The sequence below is a fragment of the Collinsella aerofaciens genome, assembly GCF_032584215.1.
GTDB lineage: Bacteria > Actinomycetota > Coriobacteriia > Coriobacteriales > Coriobacteriaceae > Collinsella.
On record NZ_JAWHPN010000006.1, the window covers coordinates 25,875 to 46,834 of the forward strand.

The 20,960-nt window shown below is 61.5% G+C and carries 22 protein-coding genes, 1 other RNA gene and 1 pseudogene; 13 read left to right on the top strand and 11 right to left on the bottom strand.

What is annotated here, in order from left to right:
* The first annotated feature begins 344 nt into the window (after positions 1-344).
* The 5 genes from RX395_RS02700 to RX395_RS02720 all read left to right on the top strand — a co-directional run bounded on the left by RX395_RS02700 (position 345) and on the right by RX395_RS02720 (position 6,866).
* The gene (locus tag RX395_RS02700) at positions 345-1,262 is read left to right on the top strand and encodes a class C sortase (protein ID WP_158551003.1); all 918 of its coding nucleotides are present in this window, start codon (positions 345-347) and stop codon (positions 1,260-1,262) included.
* Positions 1,263-1,607: 345 nt separating this feature from the next.
* Positions 1,608-1,919, top strand: coding sequence for an Asp-tRNA(Asn)/Glu-tRNA(Gln) amidotransferase subunit GatC (gene gatC, locus RX395_RS02705; protein WP_055250987.1), 312 nt, complete (start codon positions 1,608-1,610; stop codon positions 1,917-1,919).
* Positions 1,919-3,433, top strand: a complete 1,515-nt coding sequence (gatA, locus tag RX395_RS02710; RefSeq protein WP_316365260.1) for an Asp-tRNA(Asn)/Glu-tRNA(Gln) amidotransferase subunit GatA — start codon at positions 1,919-1,921, stop codon at positions 3,431-3,433. The genes gatC and gatA overlap by 1 nt, the downstream gene beginning before the upstream one ends.
* Positions 3,433-5,109: an Asp-tRNA(Asn)/Glu-tRNA(Gln) amidotransferase subunit GatB gene (gene gatB, locus RX395_RS02715; protein ID WP_316365262.1), complete on the top strand. Its 1,677-nt coding sequence runs from the start codon at positions 3,433-3,435 to the stop codon at positions 5,107-5,109. Before gatA ends, gatB begins: the two co-directional genes overlap by 1 nt.
* 392 nt (positions 5,110-5,501) lie before the next feature.
* Positions 5,502-6,866 carry an ATP-binding protein gene (locus RX395_RS02720; RefSeq protein ID WP_271757589.1) on the top strand — a complete coding sequence of 455 codons (1,365 nt, stop codon included), beginning with the start codon at positions 5,502-5,504 and terminating at the stop codon, positions 6,864-6,866.
* A 64-nt stretch (positions 6,867-6,930) separates the two neighbouring features.
* On the opposite strand, the gene RX395_RS02725 is transcribed toward RX395_RS02720, so the two are convergent.
* Positions 6,931-7,935: a helix-turn-helix domain-containing protein gene (locus RX395_RS02725; protein ID WP_316365265.1), complete on the bottom strand. Its 1,005-nt coding sequence runs from the start codon at positions 7,933-7,935 to the stop codon at positions 6,931-6,933.
* A gap of 114 nt (positions 7,936-8,049) precedes the next feature.
* Between RX395_RS02725 and RX395_RS02730 the strand changes: the two genes are divergently transcribed.
* The 7 genes from RX395_RS02730 (at position 8,050) to RX395_RS02760 (ending at position 15,165) form a co-directional block, all read left to right on the top strand.
* Positions 8,050-8,967: an ABC transporter ATP-binding protein gene (locus RX395_RS02730; RefSeq protein WP_316365268.1), complete on the top strand. Its 918-nt coding sequence runs from the start codon at positions 8,050-8,052 to the stop codon at positions 8,965-8,967.
* Positions 8,964-9,875, top strand: coding sequence for an ABC transporter ATP-binding protein (locus tag RX395_RS02735; RefSeq protein WP_316365270.1), 912 nt, complete (start codon positions 8,964-8,966; stop codon positions 9,873-9,875). Before RX395_RS02730 ends, RX395_RS02735 begins: the two co-directional genes overlap by 4 nt.
* Positions 9,876-11,633 carry an ABC transporter ATP-binding protein gene (locus tag RX395_RS02740; protein ID WP_316365272.1) on the top strand — a complete coding sequence of 586 codons (1,758 nt, stop codon included), beginning with the start codon at positions 9,876-9,878 and terminating at the stop codon, positions 11,631-11,633.
* A gap of 187 nt (positions 11,634-11,820) precedes the next feature.
* On the top strand, positions 11,821-12,066 hold the full coding sequence (locus RX395_RS02745) for a DUF6110 family protein (RefSeq protein WP_055250999.1): 246 nt from the start codon (positions 11,821-11,823) through the stop codon (positions 12,064-12,066).
* Between the two features lie 78 nt (positions 12,067-12,144).
* Positions 12,145-14,160, top strand: a complete 2,016-nt coding sequence (locus tag RX395_RS02750; protein ID WP_316365274.1) for a heavy metal translocating P-type ATPase — start codon at positions 12,145-12,147, stop codon at positions 14,158-14,160.
* A 139-nt stretch (positions 14,161-14,299) separates the two neighbouring features.
* Entirely contained in the window at positions 14,300-14,653 is a 354-nt protein-coding gene (locus RX395_RS02755) for a hypothetical protein (RefSeq protein WP_316365276.1), read from the top strand.
* A complete protein-coding gene (locus RX395_RS02760; RefSeq protein WP_316365278.1) occupies positions 14,650-15,165 on the top strand; it encodes a type II toxin-antitoxin system VapC family toxin in 516 nt (171 codons plus the stop codon). Before RX395_RS02755 ends, RX395_RS02760 begins: the two co-directional genes overlap by 4 nt.
* Before the next feature lie 58 nt (positions 15,166-15,223).
* Here the strand turns inward: RX395_RS02760 and RX395_RS02765 are convergent, their stop codons facing one another.
* Positions 15,224-15,658: a hypothetical protein gene (locus RX395_RS02765; protein ID WP_316365280.1), complete on the bottom strand. Its 435-nt coding sequence runs from the start codon at positions 15,656-15,658 to the stop codon at positions 15,224-15,226.
* 237 nt (positions 15,659-15,895) lie between these two features.
* Here RX395_RS02765 and ssrA point away from each other — a divergent pair.
* Positions 15,896-16,259, top strand: a transfer-messenger RNA (tmRNA) gene (gene ssrA, locus RX395_RS02770).
* A gap of 105 nt (positions 16,260-16,364) precedes the next feature.
* On the opposite strand, the gene RX395_RS02775 is transcribed toward ssrA, so the two are convergent.
* The 9 genes and pseudogenes from RX395_RS02775 to RX395_RS02815 all read right to left on the bottom strand — a co-directional run.
* The gene (locus tag RX395_RS02775; protein ID WP_117637894.1) at positions 16,365-16,676 is read right to left on the bottom strand and encodes a hypothetical protein; all 312 of its coding nucleotides are present in this window, start codon (positions 16,674-16,676) and stop codon (positions 16,365-16,367) included.
* Between the two features lie 3 nt (positions 16,677-16,679).
* Positions 16,680-17,492 (bottom strand): N-acetylmuramoyl-L-alanine amidase, encoded by an 813-nt coding sequence (locus RX395_RS02780; protein WP_117765363.1) that lies wholly within the window; start codon positions 17,490-17,492, stop codon positions 16,680-16,682.
* Between the two features lie 3 nt (positions 17,493-17,495).
* Positions 17,496-17,801 carry a hypothetical protein gene (locus RX395_RS02785; protein ID WP_316365284.1) on the bottom strand — a complete coding sequence of 102 codons (306 nt, stop codon included), beginning with the start codon at positions 17,799-17,801 and terminating at the stop codon, positions 17,496-17,498.
* Between the two features lie 13 nt (positions 17,802-17,814).
* Positions 17,815-18,240, bottom strand: a complete 426-nt coding sequence (locus RX395_RS02790; protein ID WP_316365286.1) for a hypothetical protein — start codon at positions 18,238-18,240, stop codon at positions 17,815-17,817.
* Between the two features lie 74 nt (positions 18,241-18,314).
* Positions 18,315-18,560 (bottom strand): hypothetical protein, encoded by a 246-nt coding sequence (locus tag RX395_RS02795; RefSeq protein WP_117637890.1) that lies wholly within the window; start codon positions 18,558-18,560, stop codon positions 18,315-18,317.
* Positions 18,557-19,759 (bottom strand): RNA-directed DNA polymerase, encoded by a 1,203-nt coding sequence (locus RX395_RS02800; protein ID WP_316365288.1) that lies wholly within the window; start codon positions 19,757-19,759, stop codon positions 18,557-18,559. Before RX395_RS02800 ends, RX395_RS02795 begins: the two co-directional genes overlap by 4 nt.
* Positions 19,760-19,951: 192 nt before the next feature.
* Positions 19,952-20,089: pseudogene (locus RX395_RS02805) on the bottom strand (hypothetical protein); the annotation flags it as partial.
* Positions 20,090-20,123: 34 nt separating this feature from the next.
* The gene (locus RX395_RS02810) at positions 20,124-20,594 is read right to left on the bottom strand and encodes a hypothetical protein (RefSeq protein WP_316365291.1); all 471 of its coding nucleotides are present in this window, start codon (positions 20,592-20,594) and stop codon (positions 20,124-20,126) included.
* A gap of 104 nt (positions 20,595-20,698) precedes the next feature.
* Positions 20,699-20,960: DUF6273 domain-containing protein (locus RX395_RS02815; RefSeq protein ID WP_316365293.1), on the bottom strand; the 262-nt coding region annotated here is incomplete at its 5' end.

The following is a 20,960-nucleotide window of genomic DNA, read 5'->3' on the forward strand; positions in this document are numbered from 1 at the left end:
AGGTCCGTAGGCGCACGCGCGGTGCGGACGGTGGACGGCATTTGCGCCGAAAGCGCAAATAAGAATGCCCGGGGGTCGGATCCCGGGCATTTAACAAAAGCTGAAAACTAGGCCGCCCGCGCTCTTGTACACTTACGCGGGGTGCGTCGTTTTCTATTGACATTGTATCCCGAATCGCCCCGCCGATTCGGAACATTTTGAAAACGCAAATGCTGGCTTATCCTCGACTGGACGGTGCAGCCTAGCGGCGTTGTCCGGCGCGGAAGCTCGCTAATCGGCTATTATTTGTTTAGACAACTTGAGTAGTAGAGGAGTGACCGGTGATGGTGCAGGGCGCCAAACATATGAAGAGCAATAACGCCGCGGACAACGGCGGCTCAAGCCCTCAGCCCAAACCTCAACCAAAACCTAAGCGCCGCCGCAAGCGACTGCCGCGCTGGGCCGACCGGCTCATCACCATCGTCATCATCCTTATTGGCGTGGGCCTTATGACCTGGCCGTGGATTTTGGACCGGCTCGAGGCCTCGGGCGTGTTCAACCAGATCAGCACCGTGTCCAGCACCGTGGACGCGCTGTCTGCCGAGGAGCGCGAGCGCATCCTGCTCCAGGCGCGTTCCTTTAACGAGCAGCTGGCGGGCGAGGCCACCGAGCTCCCCGCCGACCAGATTGAGCCCTACGCTCAGCAGCTCATCTTTGACCGCGACCCCATGATGAGCTGGGTCGAGATCCCCTCCATCGACGTGAGCATGCCCATCTACCACGGCACGAGCGAAGAAGTCCTTATGGCGGGCGTCGGCCACCTGGAGGGCACGAGCCTGCCGGTGGGCGGCACCTCGACGCATTGCGTGCTCACCGCACACTCGGGCATGCGCAACCTGAGCATGTTCGACGACATCCACTCGCTGGAGCCCGGCGACCTGGTGCTGCTGCACACCATGAACAAGACACTCGCCTACAAGATGGTGGACTCCGAGGTCGTGCTGCCCGAGGAGATGGAGTCGCTGACCATCGAGCCCGGCGCCGACAAGGTGACGCTTGTCACCTGCACGCCCTACGGCGTGAACGACCATCGCCTGCTGGTGCATTGCGTGCGCACCAAGTACAGCAAGAAGGACGTCGACAAACAAAAGTCGCTGGCCGGCCGCCACTGGGGCAAGCGCGAGTTTGCCGTGCTCATCGTGGTCGTGGCCATTGTACTGTTGCTGCTGGACATCGTGATCCACGCGGTCCGTAAGCGCCGCAAGGCCAAGGCCTCGGCATAAGACATTCTCCAGAACCGCCACGGTGGGGACGGGCACCTTTGCGGTGGTCGGGACTTCCAAACCATCACAACATTCGATGAAAATCTCGATTTTGACGAAAAGCGTCGAATGTTGTGATGGTTTGCGTTTCGGGCGGCGCGGTCTTCGTTGTGGGCGCGACGGTTTTCGCTGCGGGCGGGACGGTCTTCGCTATGGACGGTGCGGTTTCGTTGCAGAACCGCCGGCCCGCCGCCTGCCAACCGCCGCCCTCGATACGTTTTCGCTGCATTTGGGTAAAGCACCTGCTCCAAGCGGCGTTGCCTTGTATACTAGAGCGGTTTATCTGTTATGCGGAAGGGAGCGCCTATGGCACTCAGCGAGAAAGACGTGCGCGGCATCGCCGAGTACGCAAAGATCGCACTGACCGATGACGAGCTCACCCAGATGACGTCCTACATGAACGACGCCGTCCAGATGCTCGAGCCCGTCTTGCAATATGACTTGCCCGACGTGGAGCCCACGTTCCATCCTATCGGAAGCCTGTCCAACGTGATGGGCGACGACCTGCGCGAGCCCGAGCGCGACCTGCCGCTCGACGTTGCGCTCGAAAACGCCGGCAGCGCGCGCGACCGCTACTTCCGCGTGCCGTCCATTTTGGGAGAGGGGGAGAGCGAGTAATGGCGCTAAGCTTCGATTCCCTTACCGCCGCCCAGATTGCCGCGGGCGTTGCCGCCGGCGACTTTACCGCCACTGAGGTGGCCCAGGCCTCCCTTGCCGCCATCGAGGCGCGCGAGGGCGGGGTCCAGGCATTCCTGCAGGTGGCGCCCGAGCTTGCGCTCGAGGCCGCTGCGCGCGTGGATGCCGACCGTGCCGCCGGAAAGCCGCTGCCCCCGCTCGCGGGCGTGCCGCTGGCCATTAAGGACAACATGAACCTTGTGGGCACGCGCACCACCTGCGCTTCCCGCATGCTCGGGGACTACCAGAGCGTCTATACCGCTACCTGCGTCCAGCGCATGCTCGATGCCGGCTGCCTGCCCATGGGCAAGGCCAACATGGACGAGTTTGCCTTTGGCAGCTCCACCGAGAGCTCGGCGTTCCACCGCACCAACAACCCCTGGGATACCGAACGCGTGCCCGGCGGCTCCTCGGGCGGCTCCGCTGCCGCCGTCGCCGCGGGCGAGGTCGCGCTCTCGCTGGGCTCGGACACCGGCGGCTCCATTCGCCAGCCGGCGTCGCTGTGCGGCGTGGTGGGCTTTAAGCCCACGTATGGCGCTGTGAGCCGTTACGGCGTGGTTGCCTTTGGCTCGTCGCTCGACCAGGTGGGCCCCTTTGGCCGCACGGTCGAGGATATCGCGCTGGCCATGAACGCGCTTACCGGCGCGGGCCACGACCCGTACGACTGCACCAGCCAGGATTGCGCCGTCGATTTTACCGAGCATCTCAACGACAGCATCGAGGGCAAGCGCGTGGGCATCATCCCCGCGTTTATGGAGGCCGAGGGCCTGACGCCCGAGGTCAAGGCCGCTGTTCAGCGCGCCGCCCAGGAGCTGCAGAACCAGGGCGCCGAGCTGGTCGAGGTCGACCTGCCGCACCTGGACGCCGCCATCGCCGCCTACTACGTCATCGGCCCGGCCGAGGCGTTCTCCAACCTGGCCCGTTTTGACGGCATTCGCTACGGCTATCAGGAGGAGAGCTGCGCCAACCTGTCCGATCAGAGCTCGCTCTCGCGCGCCCACGGCTTTGGCGCCGAGGCCAAGCGCCGTCAGATGCTCGGCGCCTACCTGCTGAGCTCGGGCGTGTACGACAAGTACTACTACGCCGCGCAGAAGGCCCGCACGCTCATCACGCAGGACTACGACGCCGCGTATGCCAAGGTGGACACCATCCTCATGCCCGCCTCGCCGCGCACGGCCTTTAAGTTTGGCGAGATCAGCGACCCCACACAGATGTACCTCTCCGACCTGTACACCATCTCGCTCAACATTTGCGGCAACGGCGGTATCTCGGTGCCGCTGGGCCTGGGCGAGGATACTCAACTGCCCGTTTCTGCCCAGCTGGTGGGTCCGGCCTTTAGGGACCGTCAGCTGCTCACGTTTGCCCGCGCCCTGGAGCGCGGCTTTGCCGATGCCGCCACGGGTGCGCCCGCGCTTTCCGTCGCGCCCGATTTTGCCGGGAAGGGAGGCGAGCTGTAATGAAGGAGCTTTCCGAGGTCCTGCAGGATTGGGAGGCCGTGATCGGCCTGGAGATCCATACCGAGCTCACCGCACTCGATACCAAGATGTTCTGCAACTGCAAGCTCAGCCACGATGACGAGCCCAACGCCAACGTGTGCCCGGTATGCCTGGGCCTGCCGGGCGCCCTGCCGGTGCCTAACAAGAAGGCAATCGAGAGCATCGTCAAGGCGGGTCTCGCCACTAACTGCGAGATCCAGCGCCACTCGATGTTCTACCGCAAGCACTACTTCTATCCCGACATGGCCAAGAACTTCCAGACCACGCAGGGTCCGGTCGCCTTTGCCATGTACGGCCACCTGGACCTGGACGTGACCGGTCGCGGTGCCGCCGAGCGCCCCGACTGCGCGTTTGGTGAGGCCGAGGCCCAGAGCCTGGCGAGCGCCTCGGCTAACGCCGAAGGCCTGTCCACGTCCATGACGTCGACCATGCGCGAGGGTAACCAGCGCGCCGGTCACCTGGCCAGCTACGATGCGTCCAACCTGCAGATGCCCGAGCGCCGCGAGGACGGTTCCTACACGGTGCCCATCCGCATCCTGCGCATCCATATGGAGGAGGACGCCGCCAAGATGGTTCACGTGGGCGGCGCCGAGGGCCGCATTACCGCCGCGGCCGAGTCGCTCGTCGACTACAACCGCTGCGGCACGCCGCTGATCGAGCTAGTCACCGAGCCCGACTTGCGTACGCCCGAGGAAGCACGCCTGTTTATGGAAAAGCTCCGTCGCATCTTTGTGACGCTGGGCATTTCGGACTGCTCCATGGAGAAGGGCTCCATGCGCTGCGACGGCAACGTGTCGCTGCGCCGCCGTGGCGAGACCAAGCTGGGCACCAAGACCGAGCTTAAGAACCTCAACTCGTTTAAGAGCCTGCACGACGGCCTTGCCTACGAGATTTGCCGCCAGGCCGAGGTGCTCGAGGAGGGCGGCATTATCTATCAGGAGACCCGCCACTGGGAGCCTAGCCGCAAGCGCACCGTGGTCATGCGCGTGAAGGAAACGGCCGACGACTATCGTCTGTTCCCCGATCCCGACCTGGCGCCGTTCGATCTGGACGACGAGTTCATCGACCGCTGCCGTGGCGAGATCCCCGAGCTGCCCGATGCCAAGCGCGCCCGTTTTGAGGCCGACTTTGGCATTAAGACGGCCGACGCCGAGCAGATTGCCGGCGACCCGGAGTTTGCCGAGTTCTTTGAGGCCGCCGCTGCCGGTATGGCTGGCAAGGAGGCCCAGACGGTCGCAAACCTGCTGGTCAACGAGATGATCGCCTACCTTAAGGGCGCGGGCGTGTCGCTCGCCGAGTCCGGCATTGCGCCGGCTCAGGTGGCGGCACTCGCCAAGCTGCTGGCGACCGATGCCATCAGCTCCAACCAGGCGCACGAGGTCTTTGAGGCCATGGCCCAGACCGGCGACGACCCCAACAAGATCGTCGACGAGCGCGGTATGCGTCAGGTGAGCGATGCCGGCGCGCTGCAGCCGATTGTGGACGAGGTGCTGGCGAACTGTGCCGATCAGGCGCAGCAGTATCGTGACGGTAACCAAAAGGTCATCGGCTTTTTGGTGGGCCAGTGCATGAAGGCGAGTCGCGGCAAGGGCAACCCGAAGCTCTTCAACGAGTTGCTGAGAACGTCGCTCTCGTAAGCGGGAACCCGGGAGCCCCGGCAGGGCGGGTGCTTCCTCAAAATTTCGAACAGTCCTGCGCAAGACGAAGGCCACATTAAGTGGCCTTCTTTGCGTGCGGAACTCATTTTGAGCAAGCACCCGCCCTGCCGGGGCTCCCGGGTTCTGGCAACGACTCGGCCGTTCGGGTCAGGTGGGGCTGAATGGAATAGAGTGAATGGGCGCGCCGTTGGCGCGTCCATTTTTGTGCGGGTGACAAAGGGACTGTCCCTTTGTCACATTGCAATAAATGTGATGAGAGTGTGGCGAAATGAGCTTAAAACTTCCGTAAATGTGATACATGTCACGTTTTACCTAGGGTAAAATGTGGGAAATATCACGTTTACGGAAGTTTCTTTGCGGGAGGTTCGTCCATGCAGCGAGATATCATTGCCAAGCTTAACGCTTGGAAAGCGTCAGAATATCGTAAGCCGCTTATCCTTAAGGGGGCGCGCCAGGTTGGAAAGACGTGGGCGCTTAAGGAGTTCGGCCGAACCTCGTACATCAATTTTGTGTATCTGACGCTCGAGGAGCCGTCACCTGGGGTACAGAGCGAGTACGCTCAGTTTTTCGAAGGTACGCGCGATCCTCGACGGATCATCTCAAATCTTTCCCTGGCACTTGGACAGCCTATCGATCCCGGCAAAACGCTGCTTATTATTGATGAGATCCAGGATTGTCCTTCTGCAGTCGGCGCCCTTAAATACTTCTGTGACGAGGCCCCCGAGTATCACGTCGCATGCGCAGGGTCTTTGTTGGGCGTTCGCTTGTCCCGTGAGACCAGCGCTTTTCCGGTGGGAAAGGTCGAGTTCATGGAGATGCGCCCCATGAGCTTTTCCGAGTTTCTGAAAGCCGAGGGCGCTGCAAACTACGACGAATACCTTGGCGGCCTGGATCAGATCGAAACAGTGCCCGATTTCTTCCATGTCCGTCTCGTCGAGCATCTTCGTCGTTATTTTGCATGCGGCGGCATGCCAGAGGCTCTTGGCCGGTGGGTGGAGACGGGCGATATCGTTCAGGTCGATAAGGTGTTGTCTGATCTCTTGGATTCCTACGAGCGCGATTTTGCCAAGCATGGTGGCCGTGCGCAGTTCGCCAAGCTTTCGCAAATATGGAACTCGATTCCAGCTCAGTTGGCGCGCGAGAACAAAAAGTTCGTTTGGGGTGCGGTGCGCGAGGGGGCTCGTGCTCGAGAATACGAGGATGCTCTGGAATGGCTTGCCGATGCTGGGCTCATCACGGCGGTTCGCCTTAATGCTGCCGGTGGTGTGCCGCTCTCTGCGTACGATGACCTCAAGGCATTTAAAGTCTACTGTCTTGATGTCGGCTTGCTGCGCCGCATGGCAAGGCTGGATGCGTCCGCTTTTGCCATCTCGGATGCGCTATTTTCGGAGTTCAAAGGTTCGTTCGCCGAGAACTATGTGCTTCAGGCATTACTTTCACAGTTAGATGCTGCTCCGCGTTACTGGACAAACGAGAAGCCGAAGCACGAAGTCGATTTTTTGATTCAAGTCGGAAACGAAATCGTTCCCGTCGAGGTCAAATCGGGAGAGGTCGTTCACTCCAAGAGCCTTAAGTACTATGCCGACAAGCATGCGGAGACGACTCCATTGAGGGTCCGCTACTCACTTAAGAACCTAAAGCTCGACGACGGGGTGCTCAACATTCCGTTGTATTTGGCTGATCGATCTGTCCCTCTTATCAAAAAGGCGCTTGATTGTGCGCATCTTGACGTTTAGATCCTGGGTGAGCTGACGGGCGGTGGCTAATTAATCGCTCCGTTACGGCCAGGGAGCTTGGGCCTTAGCGATGCTTGCTTCGCCAAGCGGTGGGGGTGGTGCCGGTGTATTGTTTGAAGGCTTGGGCGAAGGCGGCTTGCTGAGGGTAGTCGAGCCGCTCTGCTACCTGCGCTATCGTGAGCGCGCTATCGGCCAAAAGGTCCTGTGCTCGCTCCATACGGCGTCTGCGAATGTAGGCGCCCAGGGATTCGCCAGTTTGGGCCTTAAAGGTGGCGCATAGTTTGGAGCGGCTTGTGTAGAGCCTCTCGGCCACCTCGTTGATACCCACACGTCTGCCTTTGTCGAGCGCGCACTCAATCATTGCCGTTGCTTCTACGGCAATGGTTATGCTGACGCGTGTATCTGTCGCCTGCCGCGCCTGCTTGTGGGCCGCGCACGAACAGGCGAGCTCCGCGACCATGGTCTCCACGATGCCCTGCATATAGACGTGTCCGCCTACGGTGCGGGCGCGGTCCTCGTTAATCCGGCGCAGCGTGTGGCAGATGACAGACGTCGCTTCCTCGTGCCACGGCTCGGCAAACGCCTCAAAGATCCCCGCGAACTCGGTGGGATAGCGATGCTCCAGTTCGTCAAAATATCCAGGCAAAAAGAGCACCGAGCGCGAGTGATAAAGCTCCCCCGCAAACAGCGGGCTTAATTCCTCGCCACAGCTATCTTGGATAAAGCTGCAAACGGCATTGTTTGGCCACGGTCCATGCAATGGTTTGAGGTTCGCGGGCGTTATGCCAGCCTCGGGCATGCATGTAAGTGTGGGCGCGCTGACTTCGCTCACGCAGGCGTATGGCTCGGGTGTGTATTCGGCCAGGTACATATCGTGCGTCGGGGTGATGAAATGCTCCATGACGATGCAGGCAGGGGAGAGAGGCATGATCCATGCGCGGCCGTGCGCCCGTTCGTTTGCCACCTCGCCGGTAAAGACGGCACCCTTGCCGGTAAGCTCCAGGCCAAACTGCTCAAATTGCGGTGCGTAGAGCTCGGTTATGTCGGTCGCTGCCCGCCGTATTTGCAAAAGCGTCCCTTTCCTTTGCAGAAACGTCCACGCCTGGCTTGATTGTGAGCCATGGCTAACACATCAATGATAAGTTCATTACGGTTAACTCTCAAGCCGTTAGAAAGGAATCTCATGGCAAAGGGATCAAAAAGGGAAGGTGGAGGCATCGGCGAGTTGCTCGCGTATGCCGGTGACCGTAAATTCCTAACGTATTTGGGCATGGCGCTCTCGGCGCTCTCGCAGCTGCTGAGCTTTGGCCCGTACGTGTGCATTTGGCTTGTCGCTCGCGACCTGATCGCCGTGGCACCTAACTGGAGCGAAGCCTGCGACATCGCGATGTATGGCTGGTGGGCCGTGGGGTTTGCGCTGGCAAGCATCGTAGTGTATTTCGCAGGCCTCATGTGCACGCACCTGTCTGCGTTTCGCTGCGCGTCCAATATCCGCAAGACTGCGAGCGAGCACCTGCTTAAACTGCCGCTTGGCTACTTTGACACGCACGCCACCGGTGAGCTGCGTCGTGTTGTAGACGGGTGTGCCGCCTCCACCGAGACTTTGCTCGCACACATGCTGCCCGATATCGCAGGCGCCGTCGCCATGGTCGTGGGCTTGCTCGTGCTGCTTTTCGCCCTCGATTGGCGCTTGGGCGCGGCATGCCTCATCTCGGTGGCCATTTCGTTTGGCGCCATGGCCACCATGATGAGCGGCAAAGGCGCCGAGTTCATGAAGGCCTACATGGGAGCGCTGGTCAAGATGAACAAGACCGGCACCGAATACGTACGAGGCATCCCCGTGGTCAAGGTGTTTCAGCAGACGGTCTACTCCTTTAAGGCCTTCCACGATGCGATCGCCGAATATGCCGACATGGCGCAAAACTATGCGGGCACGTTCTGCCGAGGTCCGCAGGTGCTCAACCTTACCGCGCTCAATGGCCTTGTGACATTCCTGCTGCCCGTGGCGTTGCTGTTGGCGCCGGGCGAGACGACTTCGCGCATTTTATGGCCAACTTCACGTTTTACGCGATATTTTCGGCCGTGGTGCCGACGGCCATGACCAAGCTCATGTTTGTGGGCGAGGCCTCTCAGATGAGTGCCGATTCGCTGGCTCGTATTCGAAGCGTCATGGATTCCAAGCAGCTCTCCGTGCCCGCCCAACCCAAGCACCCTGCCGGTGGCGACGTGCGATTTGAGGACGTGAGTTTTACCTACGAGGGTGCCGAAACACCTGCCGTTAGCCATGTGAGCTTTAGCGTTTCCGCGGGTAGCACTCTCGCCCTGGTGGGTCCCTCGGGTGGCGGCAAGTCAACCTGCGCAAGCCTGATCCCGCGTTTTTGGGACGTTTCCTCGGGTCGAGTGCTCGTAGGCGGTGTGGACGTACGCGATATGGATCCGCACGAGCTTATGGGCCAGGTCGCCTTCGTGTTCCAGACCAACCAGCTGTTCCGGCAAACACTTGCCGATAACGTGCGCGCCTCCAAGCCTACGGCCACTGACGACGAAGTGCGTGCGGCCCTCACCGCAGCTCAGTGCGACGACATTGTGGCCAAGCTCCCACAGGGCATCAATACCATGCTCGGTGCCGGCGGAGCATATCTTTCGGGCGGCGAGGCCCAGCGCGTGGCACTCGCCCGCGCGATCCTTAAAGACGCGCCTATCGTGGTGCTCGATGAGGCCACGGCGTTTGCCGATCCCGAGAACGAGGCGCTCATCCAGCGCGCCTTTAGCAAGCTGGCGGCTGGTCGCACAGTCATTATGATTGCGCACCGACTCTCGACTGTGGTGGGCGCAGACCAAATCGTGGTGCTCAACCAGGGCAGCGTGCAGGAGTCGGGTACCCATGCCGAGTTGCTGTCCCAAGAGGGTCTGTATGCCAAGATGTGGGCCGAATACGAACAGGCCGCGAGCTGGAAAATCACTGCAGCGACCGCGGATGCCGCCGTCACGAAGGGAGGCGAGGCCTAAATGTTCGCCTTATTCCAAAAGAAGTATTTCCTATCCGATAAAGGCGTCGCCGGCGTAAAACGCGGCATTTTCTGGACCACGCTCACCAATCTCATTACCATGGCCGGCATGGGCTTTTTATTCCTGGTTATGGCCGGCTTTGTCGAGCATCTCGCCAGCGGGGCTGACCTGCCGGATGCCCTGCCGATCGTGGGTGGCCTCCTGGTCTTTTTCGTGTTGCTCTTTGCCTCTAACTGGCAGCAGTATTACTACACCTACTGCATCTTTTACGAGGAGTGCGGCAAGCAGCGTATGGAGATTGCTGAGCGCTTGCGCAAACTGCCGCTGTCGTTTTTTGGTCGTCGTGATCTGGCCGATTTAACCGAGACTATCATGGGCGACGTCCAGGCCATGGAGCACGCTTACAGCCACGTGCTGGGAGAGCTTTGGGGTGCCATCATCGCAAGCGCCATTGTGTTCGTGGCGTCGCTGTTCTTTTGCTGGCAGCTGGCGATCGCGGCGTTTTGGAGCGTTCCCGTGGCCTTTGCCGTGCTGTATCTAACACGCGGCCCCATGACCCCGGTGTTCGATCGCGTGCGCGCCGAGAAGGTCAAGGTTACCGAGGCGATTCAAGAGACGCTCGACTGCGTTCGCGAGATCCGCGCCACCAACCAGGAGGCCCATTATCTTGAGAGACTCAACGCCGTGATCGATGCCGAGGAGCGCAAGACCACCAAGGGCGAGCTCGCTAACGGGCTTTTGGTCAACTCCGCCTTTGTCATCCTGCGTCTGGGCATTGCCACCACGCTGGTTACGGGTGCCGCGGTGGTCGCCTCCGGGCAGGTCGACTTTTTGGTGATGTTTGCCTTCCTGCTTATGGTGAGCCGTATCTATGCGCCCTTTGACCAGGCGTTAATGTTAATGTCTGAGCTGTTTGTCGCCGAGTCGTCTGCCAAGCGCATGCGTTCCATCATGGAAGAGCCTGTGGCGCGGGGCAGCGAGAAATTTGAGCCCGCGGGTCACGATGTGGTGTTCGATCACGTGGCATTTGGCTATGGTGCGGGCGAGGACGGACGCGCCGGCGAGAAAGTTCTTACCGATGTGAGCTTTACCGCCAAGGAAGGCGAGGTCACGGCACTGGTCGGTCCTTCGGGTTCCGGTAAGTCTACGGTGAGCCGCCTGGCCGCGCGCTTTTGGGATGCCACTGCGGGCAAGGTTACCGTGGGCGGTGTGGATGTTGCGGGTGTGGATCCCGAGGTGCTGCTGCGCGACTACGCCATTGTGTTCCAAGACGTGCTGCTCTTTGACGACACGGTGATGGGAAACATCCGCCTCGGGCGTCGTGATGCCACCGATGAGGAAGTGCTTGGGGCCGCGCGTGCCGCCAACTGTGACGAGTTTGTGAGCCGCATGCCGCAGGGCTACGACACCATGATCGGCGAGAACGGCTCCAGGCTGTCCGGCGGCGAGCGCCAGCGCATCTCTATCGCCCGTGCGCTGCTCAAAGACGCGCCTATCGTGCTGTTGGACGAGGCGACGGCGAGCTTGGATGTGGAGAACGAGACCGTGGTACAGCAGGCGCTCTCCCGTCTGCTTGCAGGTAAGACGGTTATCGTTATTGCCCACCGTATGCGTACGGTGGAAAATGCCGACAAAATCGTTGTGCTCAAGGATGGAGTGGTTGCCGAACAGGGCACCCCGGCGCAGCTCAAGGCGGCAGGTGGAGAATTCGCCCGCATGGTAGCGCTGCAAAAGGAAGCGGCTGCCTGGCAGCTGTAGGAATGTGACAAAGGGACAGTCCCTTTGTCACATTGAGTTCACCCCCATAGTTTCCAAAGAGTTAACCTTTGTTGACCTCAATAGTTAGATAAACTAAACTATTTTCCAAAAGTGTGCTCGAGCAAACTTGTTTACTCGGGTGCTAAGGCACCGTGCCGCGTCCAATGCGGCAAAAGGGAGAAGCAACATGAAGAAGTCGACGTTCAATACCCTGCTTGTCGGTGGCGGTTTTCTGCTTGGCACGGCCGGCATCAAGCTGCTTACCAGCGCTCCGGTCAAGAATGCCTGCGTGCAGGGTATCGCGTGCGGCATGCGCATCAAGAACGGCTACCAGGACATGGTTGAGCAGGCCAAGGCCAATGTCGATGACATGGTTGCCGAGGCGGCCTACATCACTCAGAGCGAGGCCGCTGCTGACGAGGCAGCCGAGTAACGCTCCCAGGCACAAACTATGAGATTCTCGATTATTAGCGAGATCCCCGGCAGGACCCGTCTTCAATTGGCGGGTCCTGTGCCAGAGAGCGATCTCGATGCACTTCTTAAGCTCAGCGGCGACATCGACGGCGTGCGCAAGGTGCGCGTTTATGGCCGTATTGGCCAGATGGCGCTCGAATATGACGAGCAGCGTCGTGCGGGCGTGCTCGATGCCCTGGGCGCACTCGATGCTCAAGCTATCGCCGATGCCAAGTCGGGCTACGTGATGCAACTCGAGCCGCGCAAGCATAAACTCGTTATGGACCTGGCGACACTTATCGGCGCCCACTACGCGCGCCGCTGGTTCTTGCCGACGCCTCTGCGTGCGGTGTTTGTCGTGGCCGGTTACATGGCATTTTTGCGCGCTGCCCTTCACGAGCTGGCGCAGCCACGCCTAACCGTTCCCGTGCTCGACGCTTCGGCCATCGGCATTTCATTCGTCAAGCGTGATGTCGACACCGCGGGCCAGACGATGTTCCTACTCAACGTGGGCGAGCTGCTCGAGGACTACACCCGCGCCATGAGCGAAAACGAGCTCATCAACTCGCTGCTCGACGTGCCCGACAAGGCGCAAAAAGTGGTCGGCGACACCGAGGTGAGCGTTGCCGCGACCGAGCTTGAGCCCGGCGACTTGGTAGCCGTGCGCACCGGCATGTCCATCTGCATTGACGGTGTGGTCGAGCGGGGAAGCGCCATGGTCAACCAGGCGACCCTGACCGGCGAGCCGCTGGCCGTCGAGCGCAGCGCGGGCGACGACGTGTTCGCCGGCACCGTCGTGGAAGACGGCAGCATCTTGGTGCGCGTGCGCGCCAACACGGCGCAGACCAAGCTGCGCTCGATCGTCTCGCTCGTGCAGACGGCCGACTCGCTCAAGTCCGAGGGCCAGTCGCACATGGAAGACCTCGCCAACAAGATCGTCCCGTGGAACTTCCTGCTTGCGGGCTTGGTTGCACTCACCACGCGTAGCCTCATCAAGACCTCAGCGGCGCTGATGGTCGACTACTCGTGCGCACTCAAGCTTACGGGCTCCGTCGCCGTCATGACCGCTATGAGCGATGCTGCCAAGATGGGCGTCATGGTCAAGGGCGCGAAGTACTTTGAGTCGTTTGCCAAGGCCGACACCATTGTGTTTGATAAGACCGGCACGCTTACCGAGGCGCAGCCGCGTCTTGCCTGCGTGCTCACCACCGATGGCTGGGGCGAGGACGAGATCCTGCGCCTTTCCGCTTGCTTAGAGGAGCATTTTCCGCATCCGGTGGCGCGTGCCGTGGTCAACGCCGCCCGCGAGCGTGGGCTCGAGCACCGCGAGCGTCACGCTGCGGTCGAGTACATCGTGGCACATGGCATTGCCTCGTCCATTGAGGGACGTCGCGCCATCATCGGTTCCGCGCACTTTGTATTTGAGGACGAGGGCGCGCAGCTCGAGTCCGACATTAAGGAGCAGATCGAGTTCCAGATGCAGGGCCTGTCGCCGCTGTATCTGGCGGTTGATGGCAAGGTCGTCGGCGTGCTCGGTATCGAGGACCCGCTTAAGCCCGGGGTCCGCGAAGCCATCGCCGACCTGCACGCGTTGGGCGTTAAGCACGTGGTCATGCTCACGGGCGACTCGGAGCGCACGGCCGAGCGCATTGCTCGCGAAGCAGGTGTCGACGAGTTTAAGGCCGAGCTGCTGCCCGAGGACAAGTACGCGTATGTTGAGCGCATTAAGGGCGAGGGGCGCCACGTTGCCATGGTGGGCGACGGCGTCAACGATTCGCCGGCGCTGGGCCTGGCCGATGTGGGCCTGGCGATGGGCGGCGGAAGCGACATCGCCAAGGAGGTCGCCGATATCATCCTGACCGATACGGATCTGGCCGCAATCGTGCGCTTGCGCCGCATGAGCCAGGGGCTTATCGACCGTCTGACGAGTTCGTATTCCAAGGTGATGCTCACCAACTCAGCACTCTTGGCACTGGGCATTACCGGCATGATTACTCCGCAGACGTCGTCACTACTGCACAACGGCTCAACGATCGCCTACAGCCTGGGCAACGCAAAGGCTTACCTGCGTTAGCGCTTTCAATTGAGTATATGGCGTGCATTCGGGCGGCACCGCAGCCGCCAGGGTGCAGGCCTTCTTTTGTTTGACGAGATGTTAGCTCAGATATATGCTCGTGCTAGCAATGCTAGCAAATGCTGAAGGTGAGGTTGAGATGGCTACCGTTGGCAGCATGGCGCAGGTGAATGTTCGCGTAGATCGCTCGGTTAAAGAGCGCGCCGAGGAAGCGTTGCGGCTTTCGGGCAGATCACTGCCCGAGCTCATCAAAAAGGTGGTGGCCAAGGTCGCACAGGGTGGCGGGCAGTGTGAGGAAGTGCTGTCTGCCGTTGATGGCCGGCAGCAGACCGTCGCGCCCGATACGCCGTTCGCCGCATCATGGGCGGCGGCGGATCAGCTTTACGCGGACCTGGGTATCGATACGTCGCCCGTATCCGACGATCGCGATTGGGACACAATCTATTCCGACGCCATGGATGAGCATTATCGCCAAAAGGGGATGATCCAGTGAGTGGGGCGCCTCTCAAGATCATGGTAGACGCCAACGTATGGGTCGATTCGTTTTGCGTCGACCATGCCGAGTCGCTTGCCGCGCGTGCGTTTATTGGGCAGGCGACGGAGACGGGGGCGTTGCTGTTCTTCCCGGTTCATATCGCTAAGGACGTGCTGTACGTTGTCCAACACGAGCTCAAGCGCAGGGTTCTTGCCGAAAAAGGCTCGGTCGACGAAGCGTCGGCGCAAGCGATTGGCGAGGCGGCGCTGGCGTTTGTTCGGAACATGACCGAAAACGCCACGGCCGTGGGTGCAGATGCGTCGGACCTTTGGCTGGCCGACAAATACTTAGCGCTCAATCGCGATTACGAGGACAACTTGGTGCTTGCCGCGTGCAAGCGCGCACAGGTCGATTACTTGGTGACCAACGATCGCAAGCTGCTCGAACATGCCGATCTTGCAGCAAAGACACCTCGTCAAATGATGCCGATTCTTGCTTTGGCCGAACGCGGCGGCGCGGCTATTGGTTAACGCGAACTGTTTGCGGGCCTCTTGGACGACGATGCGCCAAGGGACCCGCGTCTGATATTTACAAAAGCTCGGCCTTAATGGCGGGACTTTCTGCGAGCTGCTCGGCTGCCTTTTTGTCAGAGCTGTCGAGTGCTGCCAGGCTGCGGTAGACCCACTCGTTGACCTGGGTGTTCTTGACGCCTGCGGTCTGCATAAGGGCGCCTACCTCGCGGATTGCTGCGAGCAGATCGGCTTTGGGACCCGCGAGCTCGACGTCGACGCCGTGGTAGGCGGTCACGCCGCGGTTTTCGCTCACGTGGTCGATAAAGCCCTCGACGGTCTCAAGCTGCTGGGCGAGAGCTGCATCATCGTCAGCGTCCAGCGCGACGAGTGCGTTCGATACCGTGAGGGCGGGATGTCCGCAGGGGACAAAGCCTTTGATGACATCCATAGCTTCGGTAATGGTTGAGCCCAGGCCTGCGAGGGCATTGACGAGTTGCTGCTTGGTATCCATAACGGTCCTTTCGACGGGTCAATTTTGCTTGGCAAAAATATACGTGACGCGATCGGTAGCAAAAGTGCGAAGTGCGGCGCACATTGTGGTCTTCACAGCTCGTGCATAGAACAGCTGTCCGCTTTCAGAACGTGGTAAGATAACACTCCACAAGCGGGGCTCGCCCCGCATGTTCCTTGAAAAGTCGACGGGTGTTGGGTGCTCGTGCCCAATGCCATCCAGACTTTCCCGACATTCGGGGGCGACTGGTTTCGACACGATAGCTCTGAGAGAGGAAGCAAGCCGAGGTCTCCTCGCCTCGTTAAACAGGGGTACCGTCAAATTGAATTGACAACAACTCTTCTTTTGAGCCTATGGCTCTCGCTGCTTAGTCTATAGCGGCGCGTCAACCCGGTGATTTCCCCGACACCGGCGCGACGTCATTTTAGGGGAATGCTCCTGCGCACGTAATCGGTATGGCGCAGGCTAAGACCGAACCGGTTAGGACGCCGCGAGCGTGTCGCTGCGCGCAAAGCGTCCGAGACTAAACCAGCGACTGAGCTTGGAGATGCCAATCAGGGGGCTTTCGTGGACCGGAGTTCGATTCTCCGCGCCTCCACCAACTGTTCAGTAGGCGAACACATACGCGTGTTCGTCGTTAGGCGGGCGTTCATATTGCTCGTCAGATAGAAAGAAGCCGCTCCATACGGGGCGGCTTCTTTGCGTTCTAGGCCTGCGGCATGATCTCCTGCTCGCCGTCCTCGTCCATGTACGGCATGAGGAACACGCCGCCCTGCTCGGTGGTAAGCAGCAGGTACTCGCGGTTGTGCTCGTCGCACACGATTTCCTGGCCGATGCCCTCGGGCAGGTCGTATATGGGGCCGTCCGTGCGGGCTTGCCTCACGGTCACGTCTTGCGCTCCCATGGCCTGCGACGCGCAGCTGGCGGCGGCCAGGACGATGAACAGCAGGACGACCGCCGCGAGGATGGGGCCGCACCCGCCGTTGCGCTCCTCGTCTGCGGGGCTCGGGTACGGCATGGCCTATCCCACCTTCACCAGATAGTCGTCGGCCTCTGGCTTGCCCGTGGCCTTGCCCACGGCGATGTAGCGCGTTGCGCCGCTGTAGCCCGTGTATCGGCCCCACACGTAGCCGTCGGCGATCTTGTACCAGTTATCCAGCGTCACGGTCTCGCCGCTGGAATAGTGCGCCACCTCGGTGCCGCCCAGGCCGGGGGCGTCGCGCACGCGCAGGTAGTCCACAGTGCAGCGGTAGGTGCCGCCGAAGTTCTCGGTCGTTTCCTGCTGCGCAGGCTGCGGCTGCGGGACGGCTGCGGGGGCGCTTCCAGCAGTGATGCCGAAGCATTCCAGGTAGATGCGCGCCAGCTCGTCCAGGTTGCCGTTGAACTTCTCGCGGTCGCCGTCGTTGTCGATGAAGCCGTTCTCGCACAGGCGGTAGTTGATGCCGCGCGCGGCGGCTCGGTTCGGGTTCGCGAGGTCGGAACGGCGCACCAGCTTCTCGGAGCGCCCGGGCATGAACGCCGCCAGCTTGTCGGCCAGCGCATTGTCGTACTCGTCAGGCTCAAAGCCCTCCTTGATGATGACGTGCGCGCCGTGGGCCGTGGCGATGCCGCTGGCGTCCATGTGCAGCTCCACCACTGGCGCGTCGGTGCTCAGGCGGTTAAGCCCGCCGTCGGCGTACCAGTTGCGGGACGTATCGCCCAGCTCGACCTCGGAACCGCCCAGTTCCTTGATTCGCTGGCCCAGGGCGCGAACGCGCTCGGCCTCGGTGCAGCCGCCTGCGCAGCAGCCGGGGTCGCCAGCGCCGTGGCCGCAGATGATGAACAGTTTAGCCATTGCCTACTCCTTCCCGCCTACGGTCACGCCCAACAGGGCGTCGAGCCACTTGGATGTGATGCCTACCGACTTGAACAGCGTGTAGGCCGCCTGCACGCCGCCTACCACGGCGAAGGCGCACGTGACCCATGCGCCCGGGTCTGCGGGCACGCCGCCCACGAAGCCGGTCACGACGCCCGCCAGGAGCGAGCAGCCCAGCGCCAGGATGCGCGCGGCCTTGCCGGTCATGGCCTCGGTCTTGATCAGCTGCACCGCGAACGGCACGACGAAAGACAGCACGATGGCTGCGATTGCTTGCATTTCTGTCATTTCGGATTCCTTTCTATCGAGTCGATTCCTTGTAGAGCAGGTCAACGCGGTCGGCGATGTGGTCGACCTTCGCCGCCATGCCCTGGCTGCGCGCCTGGCTGTTTGCCAGGTCGGCGTGCAGCACCTCGTTGGAGGTCACGACGGACTCCATGAGCGCCTTCATAGCCTCCATCAGCGCGTTGCTGCGCTCCATCTGCGCGGCGATGCGGCCCTCCATCTGGCTGCGCTCGCGGTCGCGCTGCGCCCGCTCGTTCACCTCGTCCTGCTTTCGCTCCTCGCGCTTGAGGTCGATGTTCGCCTTGCGCTCGTTCTGGGCCTTGAACTCTTCGAGGAACTGCTTGCCGAAGTACAGGACCACTAGGACGAGCAGCGCGCCGAAAAGCGACCCGGTGCCGTACGGCGCGAAGATTTCCAGCACGTCGGTCATTCGTTTTCTCACCTCCTCGAATCGCTGCCGCGATTGTCCGCGAGGTGTCGCCGGGCAAAAGAAAAGCGCCCCCGAAGGGGCGCTCGCTACTCCTGCGGCGCTTCCGGCTGGTCGGGCTCCATGGCTTCCAGCTCGTTGATGCGGTCGCGCCACGTCTGGCGCTGCGAGATGATCTCGGCCACCTCCTTGGCAGCTGCGGCGATGGCCGAGAGCAGGTCGGTGATGGACGATGCTGAGAAGATGCGCTCCACCGCCTTCATGACCTTGTAGTCGCTCTGCTCAAGCTGCTGTTTGTAGCCGTTGATCTCCCCGGCGATTTCCTGTTCCGTCATGGGTCGCTCCTTCCGTTGCTAGGGTAGGGGCATGTTCCCATCCGTGTCGCCTCCAGGTTTGGATTGCATTGAGCAACCCCCCCCGCGGGATTTCCGAACAGGCTGCGGTACAGCGCGTCCATGGCCCGCACGCTGCGGTGCGCGTCCAGCCGCTTCATGCCTCCGCGCCAGCTCTGGTAGCTCTGCTCCACCTGCTCAGGGGTCATGATGCCATCGGCGACCATGCGGGCCATCTTCTTGAGCTTGCGGCGCTCCCGCGTTATGGAGTCTCGGCACGGCTTCACGACTATGCGGCCCGTGTCCGTGTAGAAGATGCGCTTCTTCAGCCACGTGAACCCGCGCGTGAGCTTCACCACGCGCGTCTTGCGCGGGTTCAGCTCGATGCCCAGCTCGACGCATTTGCGCTCTATCAGCAGCAGACACACCTGCAGGTAGCCCTTGGACTCGTGTATCAGGTAGAAGTCGTCCATGTAGCGCCCGTAAGACTCGGGGCGCAGCATCTCGGTCACGTAGTGGTCGATGCGATTGGGGTGGGCAACGGCGCATATCTGGTTCGGCTCGCTGCCCAGCCCCAGGCCCACATCGCCCTGCGCGTCTATCAGGCGGTGCTCCAAGGCGACCACGCGCGGATCTAGCAGCGCGGAGGCCACCTGGTCTTTGACGGGTTGGTGCGCTATGCGCGCGAAGTAGTCGGAGAAGTCGCCGAGCAGTATGTAGCCCTCGCGGCCGTGCCGCCTCCAGTGGTCGGCCAGGTGGCGCTTGAGCAGCTTCAGGGCGTAGTCGGTGCCGCGCCCCTTTATGTTCGCGGAGTTCGCGGCTATGAGGGTGGGCACGATCGCGGGAACGAGCGCGTTCTGCGACAGCGACTTCTGCACCACGCGCTCGGGAAAGTGCACGGCGCTGATGTGGCGCAGCTTGCCGCGCTCCCATAGGTCGAAGCGGATGAAGCCCCGGCATATGTCGCGGCCCTCCAAAAGGTCGCGGCGGGACAGGACGGCGTTGCGCAGGTAGTCCTTCATGTACCGCTGCGTGGACGCCTTCCACATCACGCCGCGCGCGGCCTGCTTGGAAGCCTTGCACAGGCTGTTGAGGTCGGCCACGGTCTCAAGCGTGCACGTCTTGACGCGCTCGGCCTTGGCCTTGGCCCGCTTCTCCTCGCGGCGCTTCCGGCGTGCGGCCCTTCTTTGCTCGGAGTTCACAGAAGGCACCCCGCACGGCTTTCAATGTGGCTCTGACAGCCGCTTGAGGTATGGCCATGAAACGCGGCGAAGCCACGGAGCGCCGCGCCATGCAAGCAGCGTCCGGCCACCCTCGCGGGGTGCGTATTTACGGGCGTGAGCCCGACGGTCGCGCCTTCCTTCCTCTCTGCGCTCTGCTTTCGGCCCTGGGGCCTACTCGGTCTGGCAATAAGGGAATCCGGGGCGGGGGCGAACCCAGACGTTCGTCGCCGAGTTGTAGTTGGCATTGCCGTTGTTGTTGACGTAGCACACGTTGGACGAGGAGCCACCCATGACGGAACGCAGCCACCAATTGTACCGATAAACAAGGCGCGACCGCCGCCCATTATAGCGAACGCAGGCGCTCTAGCTCGGCCTCGGCCTCGGCTATGCGCTCCTCGGTGGACTTCTTGCCCGTCACGCGCACGTTCTTGCGCGCGCCCTTCAGCAGCCTGATCTCCTCCTCGACCATGGCCGCCAGCTCCTCGAAGCGGTTGGCGTTCACGGGCAGGCCGATATCCATGAGGCACTGCATGTCCAGCATGAGCTGCTCGCAGTCCGCTATGGCCAGCGTGAGGTAGCGCCTGCGCTCCAGCGCATTGAACGAGCTGTTGGGATAGAAGCAGTCGGCGCGGTTGACGTTGTACACGATGCTGCGAGCCGTCTCCACGGTCGGCACCGCGTTCAGCAGACGGTAGGCCTTCGGAACCACGGAGGACGACGCCATCAGCTTGTTGACCTCCACGCGGATGGCGATCGCTTGAGTGAAGAACTTGTACTCGGACACCTCGCGGTTGCGCTGGTAGACGCCGCTCACGTGCACCTCCTGGGGAAACTGGCGAAAAAAGCGGCCCGCTTCGCGGGCGAGAGGCGACCGCGCAAGGCGGTCGCCTAAAAGCAGAGTATAGAGCACTCGGCTGGTTAGCCGAAGAGGAAGCCGGGGCGGGGGCGAACCCAGACGTTCGCCGCCGAGGTGTAGTAGGCAGTGCCGTTGTAGTTGACGTAGCACACGTAGGACGAGGAGCCACCCATGACGGAACGCAGCCACCAATGGCACCGAGTTCCGTTGATTCGGTGCGCGGTGTCCCTGAACAGGTCCCACTGGCAGTCAAAGCCGACGCTGTAGCCCTTGGTGCCCCACACCGGGCAGCCGTACACCTCCATCTCGGACAGCGAGAACACC